This is a genomic window from Variovorax sp. 01T432 (assembly GCF_056398605.1).
Window position 1 is genome coordinate 25570 of sequence record NZ_JBFTPS010000079.1, and the last position, 11867, is coordinate 37436.

Genomic DNA, 11867 nt, shown 5'->3' on the forward strand with positions numbered 1-11867 from the left:
CCCAGTGGTGTTCATGCCGCCGCTCGCTGGAGCCTGTCGCGCACGCCTTCCCAGTCGGGATCGGGGGGCGGCGTTTCCACCCAGATCAGCTTGACGCCCTTGGCGTCGAAAGCGCGCAGCACCGCGAACAGCTGCTGTGCCGCGGCCGCCGCATCGTCCGGCATGCGGCGCTGCAGCACCCCCGCCGAGCGGAGCTTGAGCGCCGTTCGCGACCAGACGGCCATGTGCGCGGCATTCGGGCCCAGCATGTCGAGGCCGGTCTGGATCGACGCCGCATCCATCAGGCGCAGCTTGGCGCTCGGGGCATAGTGCGACTCGAGCGTGCCGGAAGCGCGCGGATCCGGCGCCGCCAGCTCGTGCTTGTCGCGCAGCCGCTCGCCGCAGGCCGCCTCGATCTGCGCGCGCGTGATCGCGCCCGGGCGCAACAGCACCGGCGCGCCACGGCTGCAGTCGACGATGGTGGACTCGATGCCCACCTCGCAGGGGCCGCCGTCGATCACCAGGAGTTCATCGCCGAACTCTTCGCGCACGTGCTGCGCGGTGGTCGGGCTCACGCGGCCGAAACGGTTGGCGCTCGGACCCGCGACACCGGGAACGCCCTGCTCGGCGCAAGCCGCAAGCAGGGCCTGACCCACCGGGTGCGAAGGACAGCGCACGCCAATGGTGTCCTGCCCGCCGGCGGCCGCGACTGCAACCCCCGGCTGGCGCGTGACGATCAGTGTCAGGGGGCCGGGCCAGAAGGCCAGCACCAGTTTCTGCGCGAAGTCCGGCAGCGGCTGGGCGAAGCGCGAGAGCGCCTCTGTCCCCTTGATGCCGGCCGCGACGTGAACGATCAGCGGATGGTCGCTCGGCCGGCCCTTGGCCTTGAAGATGCCAGCCACGGCGGCATCGCTGGTCGCATCGGCGCCCAGGCCGTAGACGGTCTCCGTGGGGAACGCGACGAGCCCGCCCGCGCGCAGCACGCGCACGGCCTCGCCGATGGCGTCGGGCTGGCGGCCGTCCCGGATCATCGTGCTCACTCAGAAAGGGGGATCGCCAGACCCAGCAACGCGGCAGCGAAGTCCGCCGTGCGGCGAACCGCGTCGATGTCGATGCCCGTGATGTTCAGGTGCCCCATCTTTCGGCCGCGGCGCGCCTCGACCTTGCCGTACAGGTGAAGGTGCGTGCCGGGCAGCGCCAGCACGTCGGCCCAGCGGGGCTCTTCCTGCACATCGCCGTCGATGAACCACAGGTCCCCCAGAAGGTTCAACATGATCGCCGGGCTGTGCTGGCGCGGCGGGTTCATCGGCAGGCCGGCCAGCGTGCGGACCTGCAGCTCGAATTGCGAGACGTCGCAGCCGTTCATGGTCCAGTGGCCGCTGTTGTGCGGGCGCGGGGCCATCTCGTTGACGACCAGCGAGCCGTCGGCCAGGACGAAGAACTCGACGCAGAGCACGCCCACATAGTCCAGGCCCTGCGCGATCGACTGCGCCGCCTCCACCGCTTGGCGCGCGGTCGCCTTGTGCATGTTCTGCTCGTGCACCTCGGTCACCGCGAGGATGCCGTCGCGGTGCAGGTTGCGCTGCGCCGGGAAATGCACGACATGCCCGTCCTGTCCGCGCGCGACGATGACCGAGCATTCGAAGTCCAGCGGCAGCAGCTTCTCGAGCACGCAGGGCACGCCGCCGGCATCTTCCCAGGCGGCGGCCAGTTCCTCGCGCGTGGTCACGCGCCGCTGGCCCTTGCCGTCGTAGCCGAGCCGCGCCGTCTTGAGGATGCCCGGCAGCAGGTCCCAGGGCACGGCCGCCAGCTGCGCGGCAGTCTCGATGACGGCGTAAGGCGCGCAGTCCACGCCACAGCGCACGAAGTGGCTCTTCTCGCGGATGCGATCCTGCGCGATGCTCACCGCCGAAGCGCCCGGCGCCACCGGTCGCGCCGCGGCGAGGTGCGCCAAGGAAGGGGCGGGCACGTTCTCGAACTCGGTGGTGATGGCGTCGGCCAGGCCGGCCAGCCGCGCGAGCCCGTCGACGTCGGTGTAGTCGGTATGGATGTGGTGATGGCTCACGCGCCCCGCGGGACTGTCGGCATCGGGGTCGAGCACGGCCGTGAAGTACCCCATCTGCTGGGCCGCGTGCACGAACATGCGGCCCAGTTGTCCGCCCCCCATGACGCCAAGCGTGGCTCCGGGCAGGACGGTGCTCACAGCGCGCCCCCGCCCTGGGGCGAGAACGACGGCACGGCGGCTGCCTCGGCCGGCGGCAGCGTCATCGCGCGGGCGGCCTCGGTCTGCTTCGCGCGAAAGGCGTCGAGCTGCGCGCGCAGCGCCGGGTCGGACACGGCCAGCATCGCCACCGCGAACAGGGCCGCATTGGCCGCGCCGGCATTGCCGATCGCGAAAGTCGCCACCGGCACGCCCTTGGGCATCTGGACGATGCTGTAGAGTGAATCCACGCCCTGCAGGTGCCGGCTGGCGACCGGAACTCCCAGCACCGGCACGGTGGTCTTGGACGCCAGCATGCCCGGCAGATGGGCGGCGCCGCCGGCGCCCGCGATGATGGCCGCGAGGCCGCGCGGGGCGGCGCTTTCGGCATAGGCGAACAGTTCGTCGGGCATGCGGTGGGCCGAGACCACCCGCGCTTCATGCACGATGCCGAATTGCTGGAGAATCTCGACGGCGTTGCGCATCGTCTCCCAGTCGGAGTTCGAGCCCATCACCACGCCGACCTGGATTGTTTGCTTCATGGTTTCAATTTTACGTTTCACCCCCAACTTCCCGCGATGACCGACATCACCCTCGAAAATTTCCAGACCGAGCTCATCGACGGCTCGATGACCACGCCGGTGCTGCTCGACATCTGGGCCGAATGGTGCGGACCGTGCAAGCAACTCGGCCCGGTGCTCGAAAAGCTGGAGCTCGAGTACGGCGGCAGGTTCAAGCTGGCCAAGCTCGATGCCGACAAGGTTCCCCAGATCTCGCAGCAATTGAGCCAGATGTTCGGCGTGCGCAGCATTCCCTTCTGCGTGATGTTCAAGGACGGGCAGCCGGTCGACGGCTTCGTCGGCGCGATCCCCGCCGACCAGATCCGCGCCTTCCTCGACAAGCACGTGCCCGGCGCGGACGAGGCCGAGGCCCTGGCGCACGAAGACTCGGCCCAGGCGGCATTGGCGGAGGGCGACACGGCCGGCGCGCTGGAAAAGCTGCAGAACGCGGTGGCGACCGACCCTGCCAACGACGACGCGCGCTTCGACTACGTCAAGCTGCTGCTGAAGGAAGGCCGCCTCGACGACGCCAAGATCGCATTCGCGCCGGTGATCGCGAAGACCACGCTGGTGCGCCGCTTCGATGCGCTGCAGCGCTGGATGGACGCGATCGATTTCTCGGCGCCGGCGACGGGCGCCGCGCCGAGCCTGGCCGATGCCGAGGCGCGCATCGCGGCCAACAAGCGCGACTTCGCGGCCCGCTTCGACCGCGCCCGCCTGCTCATGAGCGCGCAGCGCTGGACCGACGCGATGGACGAATTGCTGGACATCCTGATGCGCGACAAGAGCTGGAACGAGGACCTGGCGCGCAAGACCTATATCGCCATCCTCGACATCATCGAGCCGCCCAAGGTCAAGGTGGCGGACGGCCAGATTCCGCCGGACGATCCGACGATTGCCAGCTATCGGCGCCGGCTGAGCAGCGTGGTGCTGAGCTGAAGAAGCGCGCCGGTTTGTGCAAGAAGCGACTTTCGGGTCGCTTTTTGTTGAGCTCTATCGGGCGTGGCGACTGGCGGGGGCGTGGCGTTGGCGCGCCGGGCCGCCTCGCATACCATGGAGCCGATTTCATTTTGTTGCACAAGGAAGACCGGCCATGCGTTACCTCTCCACCGCGTTGCTCGTCGCCGCGCTGACCAGCGGTTGCGGCAGCGGCATCAGCCTCGACGAGCCCATCGAAGGCCCCCTGTGGCGCCTCGAGCAACTGGGCGACCAGCCGATCCCGCCCGGCAACGATCCCCAGCGCGATGCGCAATTGCAGTTCGAGAGCAACGGGCGATTGAACGGCTCGGGCGGCTGCAACCGGGTGTCGGGCGCCTTCGAGCGAAGCGGCTATTCGCTCAGGCTGAGCCAACTGGCCTCCACGCGACTGGCCTGCGTCGATCCGGCGCGCAGCGCCAGTGAAACGCAGTTCTTCGCCGCCCTGCAGGCCACGGCGAGCTACCGGCTGGAGGGCCCGTCGCGGCTGGCGCTCCTGGATGCCGGCGGGCGGACCATCGCCACGCTCGGCCGCGCCGGGCCGCGCTGAGGGCATTCACCACCGCATCGGCAAGGGCTTGGCCAGCACCAGCTGACGCTCGCGGCGCGCGATGTAGCCGCCGCCTTCCAGATCCTTCAGCAGCCGGCTGACCATTTCGCGCGAACACCCGATCTCGCTCGAGATGGCCTGGTGCGTCAGGCGCTCGGCGATGCAGCGGGTTCCGTCCGGCAGCGGCCGCGAGCGAACCTCGAGCAGGCGCTTGAGGCGGCTGTACACGTCGAGCAAGGCCATGCTGCGCGCGCTCTCGGTCGCCATCCTGGCCCGCTGGATGAGGCGCACGATCAGCGCCATGGCGAATTCCGGCTCCGTTGCAATGTGCCGCAACATGGTCTCGCGCGTGATGACCGCGCAGACGGTCGGCTCCGCGGCCTGCACGCTGGCCGAGCGTGGGCCGCCGTCCAGCGACATCTCGCCGACGTATTCGCCGGGCCCGTGCAGGCCCAGCGTCACCTCCCGGCCCCGAGCGTCCGAGACGAAGGCGCGCAGCCGGCCAGAGAGCACGATATAGATCGAATCGCCCTTGTCGCCCTCCTCGATCAGCACGGCGTGCGTGCGGTAGCGCCGCTGCACGCCAAGCTCGGCGAGCTTGCGCACCTGCAGCGTCAAGGCGGCGGCGGGGTCGGCACGGGAGGCGGCGGGCGGCATGCGGGGACTATACGGCCCGCGCCGCGCCCGCCGGCGTCGCGCGAAAGACTCAGTCCATCGCCGAGAGCCGCAGCGCGGACACGATCTGCGGCATGCGCGAGACGCGATGGACGACTTCGCGGATGCTGCTGCTGCCGGTCTTCTGCCTGACGTTCTTGATGTGCGTGCGAACGGTGGACAGCCGGATGCCTTGCAGGCCTGCGATTTCCTCCGCCCGCTGACCGGCGCAGAGTTGCTCCAGCACGCTCTGCTCCGCCTTGGTCAGGCGCTTGGCGCGCGCGAACATCTGCATGGTGAGCATCTCGCAGCCGGCGCGCCGGCTGCACATGATCAGCACGGTGTCGATCGCATCGCTGCCCGGCAGCGCGGCCAGCGGAATGAAGGCCAGTGACAGCGTCTCGCCCGCGTGCTCGAGTTCGACGATGCTGCGGCAGTCCCGCTCCGCATCCTTGAGCGCCTGGCGCAACCTGGGCTGCCAGAGAGGGTCGCCGGTGCACAGCATCCCATCGACGCTGCGAAGCGCCCGCGCCGCCGCGAGCTCGCGCCGCGCCGGATGGTTCGCGTGCAGGATGCGGCCCGTCAGGTCGACCAGGACCAGGCCATGGTCGATCTCGTCGAGCACCCGGGCCATCATGCTGGCTTGGAGGGCGTCGGGCGTGGGCAGGTGCTGGGCGGCCTCGGCCTGGAAGGGCTGAAAACGCTGGTCGGCTGTGGGATTCATCTCGCTTACCTCATCCGTGTTGGTGAGGAAAGTGTCCAGAATCCTGCCCCCGATGGGTGGTGACTATTGCCGCCGGGTTTGTGACTTTTTTACATCCCGCCGACGGCCGGCGGACTCAACCGGTCAGCCGCTCGAGCGCTTCGCGGTACTTTGCCGCCGTCTTCTCGATCACCTCGGCCGGCAGGCGCGGCGCGGGCGGCGTCTTGTCCCAGGGCTTGCCGTTGATCTTGGTCGCCTCCAGCCAGTCGCGCACGAACTGCTTGTCATAGCTGGGCGGGTTGGCGCCGGCAGCCAGCGCCGCTTCATAGCCTTCGACCGGCCAATAGCGCGAACTGTCGGGCGTCAGCACCTCGTCCATGAGGACCAGCGTGCCGGCCTCGTCGAGGCCGAACTCGAACTTGGTGTCCGCAATGATCATTCCCTTGGTCAGCGCGATCGCCGCCGCCGCCTCGTAGATCGCGATGCTGGTGTCGCGGATCTGCTGCGCCAGCGCCGGGCCGACGATCTCCACCACGCGCTCGTAGCTGATGTTCTCGTCGTGCGCGCCAGCCGCCGCCTTGGCCGCCGGGGTGAAGATCGACCGCGGCAGCTTGCTCGCGTTGGTCAGGCCCTCGGGCAGCGGCACGCCGCAGACGGCGCGGTTCTCCTGGTATTCCTTCCAGCCGCTGCCCGCGAGATAGCCTCGGACCACGGCCTCGACCGGGATCGGCTTGAGCCGCTTGACCAGCATGGATCGGTCCTTGACCTGGGGGACCTCCTCCGGCGCGACCACGCTTTCGGGCGCATCGCCCGTGAGATGGTTGGGGCACAGGTGGCCGAGCCGGTCGAACCACCAGAGCGCCATCTGCGTGAGGATCACGCCCTTGCCGGGGATCGGCTCGCCCATGATCACGTCGAAAGCCGAAAGGCGATCGCTCGCGACCATCAGGATGCGGTCGGTGCCGACGGCATAGTTGTCGCGCACCTTGCCGCGCGCGAGCAGGGGGAGGCTCTGGATGGAAGAGGTATGGACGGTGGTCATGGCGATGTGACTGTGGAGCGAGCGAAAGACGTCGGAGATTGTGCGCGCGGCGCGGCGCGGCGCAGAAAAAAGCCACCGCGAAGGTGGCTTCTGCGCGAAAGCGGGCCGTTCAGACCACTTCTTGTGCCAGCTCGCCCTTGGCGTACCTGGCGGCGACGATCTGCAGCGTTTCGCCCTTGATCTTGGGGCCCTGGCCCTCACAGCCGAACTGCACGTAGCGCTGGCGAGCGATCTGCTTGGCGGCTTCACGCGCGGGCTTGAGGTAGTCGCGCGGGTCGAACTTCTCGGGGTTCTCGAACAGGAATTTGCGGATTGCGGCCGTCATCGCGAGGCGGATGTCGGTGTCGATGTTGATCTTGCGCACGCCGTGCTTGATGGCTTCCTGGATTTCCTCGACGGGGACGCCGTAGGTCTCCTTCATGTTGCCGCCGTATTTGCGGATCTCGGCCAGCAGGTCCTGCGGCACGCTGGACGAGCCGTGCATCACCAGGTGCGTATTGGGAATGCGGCGGTGGATTTCCTTGATTCGGTCGATCGCGAGGATGTCGCCGGTGGGCTTGCGCGTGAACTTGTAGGCGCCATGGCTGGTGCCGATGGCGATGGCCAGCGCATCGATCTGCGTGCGCTTGACGAAGTCGGCCGCCTGTTCCGGGTCGGTCAGCAACTGGTCGCGGGTCATGGTGGCGTCGGTGCCATGGCCGTCTTCCTTGTCGCCGCGCATGGTCTCCAGCGAGCCCAGCATGCCGAGCTCACCCTCGACCGTCACGCCCACGCGGTGCGCCATGTCGGCAACCTTCTTCGTGACATCGATGTTGTAGTCGTAGCTGGCGATGGTCTTGCCGTCGGCCTGCAGCGATCCGTCCATCATCACCGAGCTGAACCCCAGGTCGATCGCGCCCCTGCACACGTCGGGGCTCTGGCCATGGTCCTGGTGCATGACAAGGGGCACGCGCGGCCAGCTTTCGATGGCGGCTTCGATCAGGTGCTTGATGAAAGGCTCGCCGGCATACTTGCGCGCGCCCGCGCTGGCCTGGAGGATCACGGGGGCGCCAACTTCGTCGGCGGCCGACATGACGGCCTGTACCTGTTCGAGGTTGTTGACGTTGAATGCCGGAATGCCGTAGCCATTGGCGGCGGCGTGGTCGAGCAATTCGCGCATCGAAACGAGTGCCATGGAAGTTACCTCGCGGGAGATCTGGGAATGGAAGGAGGATGAAAGACTGCCTCAATTCTACCGAGCAGCCTTGTGGGACAGGGCCGCCTCCGGCCCCGTGAACGACACGATGGGTGCCGGGCCGGCCGCTCAGCGGACCCGGCAGATCTTCAGCATGTTGGTGCCGCCCGGCGCACCCATGGGCTCGCCGCAGGTGATCGCGTAGACGTCGCCGGTCTGCACGATGCCCCGCTTCTTGAGGTGGGCCTCGGCCTGTTCGAGGGCCGTATCGCGGTCGCTCTCCGGATCCATCAGCAGCGGACGCACATTGCGGTAGAGCGCCATCTTGCGCTGCGTCGAAAGCCGCGAGGTCAGGGCGTACATCGGGATGTGGGCGCGGTGGCGGCTCATCCATAGCGGGGTGGAGCCCGACTCGGTCAGCGCGACGATCGCCTTGGCGCCGAGGTGGTGCGCGGTGAAAAGAGCGCCCATCGCGATCGACTGGTCGATGCGGGTGTAGTTCTTGCCRCTGAAATCGGCATCGAGCTGGAGGTCTTCGGCGGCTTCGGCGGCTTCGCAGATGCGGCTCATCTCCTGCACGGTTTCGAGCGGATAGCGGCCCGATGCGGTCTCGGCCGAAAGCATCACGGCATCCGTGCCGTCGAGCACCGCATTGGCCACGTCGCTGACCTCGGCGCGGGTGGGCACCGGGTTGGTGATCATCGACTCCATCATCTGCGTGGCGGTGATGACGACCTTGTCCATCTCGCGCGCCATGCGGATCATCTTCTTCTGCAGCGCCGGCACGGCCGCGTTGCCGACCTCGACGGCGAGATCGCCGCGCGCGACCATGATGCCGTCGCTCGCGCGCAGGATTTCCTCCAGCTTCGGGATCGCCTCGGCGCGTTCGATCTTGGCGATCATGCCCGGCTTGTGGCCGAACTCGGCGGCCGCGACATTGCAGAGCTGGCGCGCCATTTCCATGTCGGTGGCGTTCTTCGGGAAGCTCACGGCGACGTAATCGGCCTGGAAGCTCATTGCCGTCTTGATGTCTTCCATGTCCTTGGCCGTCAGCGCAGGCGCCGTCAGGCCGCCGCCCTGCTTGTTGATGCCCTTGTTGTTCGAGAGCTCGCCGCCCAGGCGCACGGTGGTGTAGACGGCCTCGCCCTTGACCGCATCGACCGTGAGCACAATGAGCCCGTCGTTCAGCAGCAGGCTGTCGCCGGGTTTCACGTCGCGCGGCAGATCCTTGTAGTCCAGGCCCACGGCATCCACCGTGCCCGGCTCGGTGCGCGATGCGTCGAGCACGAACTTCGCGCCCGGCTCCAGCCACACCTTGCCCTCAGCGAACTTGCCGACACGGATCTTCGGGCCCTGCAGGTCGGCCATGATCGCCACTTCGCGGCCGGTGCGGCGCGCCGCCTCGCGGACCATGGCGGCGCGGTTGATGTGGTCCTGCGCGGTGCCGTGGCTGAAGTTGAGCCGCACCACGCTGACCTTGGAGTTGATCATCTGCTCCAGCAGTTCGGGCGTGTTCGAGGCCGGCCCGAGCGTGGCGACGATCTTGGTGGCGTGGCGGGGAAGGCGGGGCGTGCTCATTCTTCGGGTCTCCGGTTTGTGTCTTTTGTCTGGCTTTGTCCGGCCGCGGCCGCTCAGCCGGCGGCGCGCTTGGCGAGGATCTCGAAGGCCGGCAGCGTCTTGCCCTCCAGCACTTCGAGGAAGGCGCCGCCGCCGGTCGAGATGTAGCCGATCTTGTCCTCGATGCCGTACTTGGCGATGGCGGCCAGCGTGTCGCCGCCGCCCGCGATCGAGAAGGCCTGGCTCTCGGCGATGGCCTGGGCGATCACCTTGGTGCCGTTGGCGAAGGCGTCGAACTCGAAGACGCCCACCGGGCCGTTCCACACGATGGTGCCGGCTTCGCGCAGTTGCGCAGCGAGGATTGCGGCCGTCTTCGGGCCGATATCGAGAATGAGGTCGTCGTCCGCCACGTCGCTCGCGTCCTTCACCGTGGCCGCCGCATCGGCTGCGAAGGTCTTCGCCGTGACGACGTCGACCGGGATGGGCACTGCCGCGCCGCGGGCGCGCATGGCGTCGATGACGGCCTTGGCCTGGTCGATGAGATCGGGTTCGGCGAGCGACTTGCCGATCTTCAGGCCGGCCGCCAGCATGAAGGTGTTGGCAATGCCGCCTCCGACGATGAGCTGGTCGACCTTGTCGGCCAGGCTCTTCAGGATGGTGAGCTTGGTGCTGACCTTCGAACCCGCGACGATGGCGACCAAGGGGCGCCTGGGGTGCGCCAGCGCCTTGGTGATGGCATCGATCTCTGCGGCCAGCAGCGGGCCGGCGCACGCCACCTTGGCGAATTGCGCGATGCCGTAGGTGGTGGCCTCCGCGCGGTGCGCGGTGCCGAAGGCATCGTTCACGTAAATGTCCGTCAGGGCGGCGAGCTTGCGCGCGAGCTTTTCGTCGTTCTTCTTCTCGCCCTTGTTGAGGCGGCAGTTCTCCAGCAGCACGACCTGGCCGGGCGCGACCTGCACGCCGTCGACCCAGTCGGACACGAGAGGAACGTCGCGGCCCAGCAGTTCACCCAGGCGCCTGGCGACAGGCGCGAGCGAATCCGCGGGCTTGAATTCGCCCTCGACAGGACGGCCGAGATGGGACGTGACCATGACGGCGGCACCCGCATCGAGCGCCTGGCGGATGCACGGCACCGATGCGCGAATGCGCGTGTCCTCGGTGATGTGACCGGCGTCGTCCTGCGGCACGTTGAGATCGGCGCGGATGAACACGCGCTGGCCGGCGACTTTGCCTTGCGCGCAGAGATCGGTGAATCGAAGGACGTTCATGGATAGGGCGGAGGTTGGAAGCAAGAAAGCGGACTGCCTTGGCAGGCAAGGGCCATTGTAGGTTTCGACGGATCGAGCGCGGTGTCAGCCCGCCGGACCCGGTTGGCCGACGAAATGCGCCAGCATCAGGACAAAGCCCCCCGCGCCGGGTCTCAGCCTTGGCCCTCTTCGATCGGCGCCATCCCGGCAAGGCGATCCGGGCGCTCCGAGGGCACGGAAGGCAGTGATGAGGCCAGGGCCTCGGCGGTGCCTCGCAGATTGGCCAGCCGCTGTTCGGGCTCGGCCACGCTGGGCAAGGCGCCGGCGGACACCGAGGGCATGGTGTCGAGGATGGATTGCTCCAGGCGCTCGCGCAGCACGCCGAGCCGCGATCCCCGGGGGTCTTCGGTGGGCACGGGGGGCAGCGAGTCCAGGCGGGCCAGGGTCTCGCGGTCGTCGCGCCCGGCGTTGCGCGCCGCTCTCGCCGGGATGGCGGGCCCGGTGCTGTGCACGGGCGGGACCGCGCCAGCGATCGTTGCGGTGGGTTGGCGCGCGTTGGCCTGTACCCGTTGGGTGTCCTGCGCCATGGCGGCGTGCTCGGCGCCGGCGCGCTGGGCCTGCACGGCCGCGTCGCGCGCGGCGGCATTCGCGACGGTGGCCTGCGCGTGCGCGCGCAGGCGGCGGTCCAGGCTCTGGAGCATGTTGCCCACTTCCGCGCCGGTGAGGTCTTGCAGTATGCGATGGAAGTCGGGGTGGTCCTGCTCGCGATAGGGCTGGCCGGTCTCGGCGAGATGCCGGCGCACGGCCTGGCCCTCGGGGATGGGCAGCAGGGCCTGACTCACTGCCTCGACGAGCTCACCGGGAGCGGTGGAGGGGATCGCGTGGGCCGCTGCGGCATGGCTGGCGGCGCCGACGGGATCGAGCATCGCGCTCATGGGCAGGTGGGCTGGAGCGAGGCTCCTGCGGGCCCCGCGCGAGAGCCTGTCCCACTGGCTGTCGATGGCGTCGCGCACGGCGGAATGGATCGAGGCGGTGGCGGCTTCCTCGCGCTGGCGCTCGGCCCATTGAAGCTCCTGTGCCGCGCCGCGCTGTGCATCGGCCGCGCGCGCGGCGCGGATGTCCACCTGGCCCAGGGCCTGAACGACGTCGCTCAGTTCAGCGCTTGCCTTGGGCATCGCGGGCAGGTCGAGCGCCTGGCTGGCCTTGCGCTCGATGGCGTCGAGCTT

The 11867-nt window shown here is 68.6% G+C and carries 12 protein-coding genes; 2 read left to right on the plus strand and 10 right to left on the minus strand.

The features are described 5' to 3' along the window. Positions 1-11 precede the first annotated feature (11 nt). From AC1DNF_RS33155 to purE, 3 genes are read right to left on the minus strand one after another with little or no spacing between them, the layout of a single operon-like run. Positions 12-1010 (minus strand): L-threonylcarbamoyladenylate synthase, encoded by a 999-nt coding sequence (locus tag AC1DNF_RS33155; protein WP_478152920.1) that lies wholly within the window; start codon positions 1008-1010, stop codon positions 12-14. Positions 1011-1015: 5 nt separating this feature from the next. Further along, positions 1016-2182, minus strand: a complete 1167-nt coding sequence (locus AC1DNF_RS33160) for a 5-(carboxyamino)imidazole ribonucleotide synthase (protein ID WP_478152909.1) — start codon at positions 2180-2182, stop codon at positions 1016-1018. After that, positions 2179-2721 carry a 5-(carboxyamino)imidazole ribonucleotide mutase gene (gene purE, locus AC1DNF_RS33165; protein WP_478152910.1) on the minus strand — a complete coding sequence of 181 codons (543 nt, stop codon included), beginning with the start codon at positions 2719-2721 and terminating at the stop codon, positions 2179-2181. The genes AC1DNF_RS33160 and purE overlap by 4 nt, the downstream gene beginning before the upstream one ends. 36 nt (positions 2722-2757) lie before the next feature. Between purE and AC1DNF_RS33170 the strand changes: the two genes are divergently transcribed. Then, on the plus strand, positions 2758-3678 hold the full coding sequence (locus AC1DNF_RS33170; RefSeq protein WP_478152911.1) for a tetratricopeptide repeat protein: 921 nt from the start codon (positions 2758-2760) through the stop codon (positions 3676-3678). Positions 3679-3832: 154 nt separating this feature from the next. Beyond that, the gene (locus AC1DNF_RS33175) at positions 3833-4264 is read left to right on the plus strand and encodes an META domain-containing protein (protein WP_478152912.1); all 432 of its coding nucleotides are present in this window, start codon (positions 3833-3835) and stop codon (positions 4262-4264) included. Positions 4265-4270: 6 nt separating this feature from the next. On the opposite strand, the gene AC1DNF_RS33180 is transcribed toward AC1DNF_RS33175, so the two are convergent. From AC1DNF_RS33180 to AC1DNF_RS33210, 7 genes are all read right to left on the minus strand, one after another. Continuing rightward, positions 4271-4921, minus strand: a complete 651-nt coding sequence (locus AC1DNF_RS33180) for a Crp/Fnr family transcriptional regulator (RefSeq protein WP_478152913.1) — start codon at positions 4919-4921, stop codon at positions 4271-4273. A gap of 49 nt (positions 4922-4970) precedes the next feature. Beyond that, positions 4971-5642 carry a helix-turn-helix transcriptional regulator gene (locus AC1DNF_RS33185; RefSeq protein ID WP_478152914.1) on the minus strand — a complete coding sequence of 224 codons (672 nt, stop codon included), beginning with the start codon at positions 5640-5642 and terminating at the stop codon, positions 4971-4973. Between the two features lie 115 nt (positions 5643-5757). Further along, entirely contained in the window at positions 5758-6663 is a 906-nt protein-coding gene (locus tag AC1DNF_RS33190; RefSeq protein WP_478152915.1) for a phosphoribosylaminoimidazolesuccinocarboxamide synthase, read from the minus strand. A gap of 109 nt (positions 6664-6772) precedes the next feature. Then, the gene (gene fba / locus AC1DNF_RS33195; RefSeq protein ID WP_478152916.1) at positions 6773-7837 is read right to left on the minus strand and encodes a class II fructose-bisphosphate aldolase; all 1065 of its coding nucleotides are present in this window, start codon (positions 7835-7837) and stop codon (positions 6773-6775) included. Positions 7838-7966: 129 nt separating this feature from the next. After that, complete coding sequence (pyk, locus tag AC1DNF_RS33200; protein ID WP_478152917.1) at positions 7967-9415, minus strand: pyruvate kinase; 1449 nt, start codon at positions 9413-9415, stop codon at positions 7967-7969. A gap of 53 nt (positions 9416-9468) precedes the next feature. Beyond that, entirely contained in the window at positions 9469-10662 is a 1194-nt protein-coding gene (locus tag AC1DNF_RS33205; protein ID WP_478152918.1) for a phosphoglycerate kinase, read from the minus strand. Between the two features lie 152 nt (positions 10663-10814). Beyond that, on the minus strand, positions 10815-11867 hold a 1053-nt coding region (locus tag AC1DNF_RS33210), incomplete at its 5' end, for a hypothetical protein (protein ID WP_478152919.1).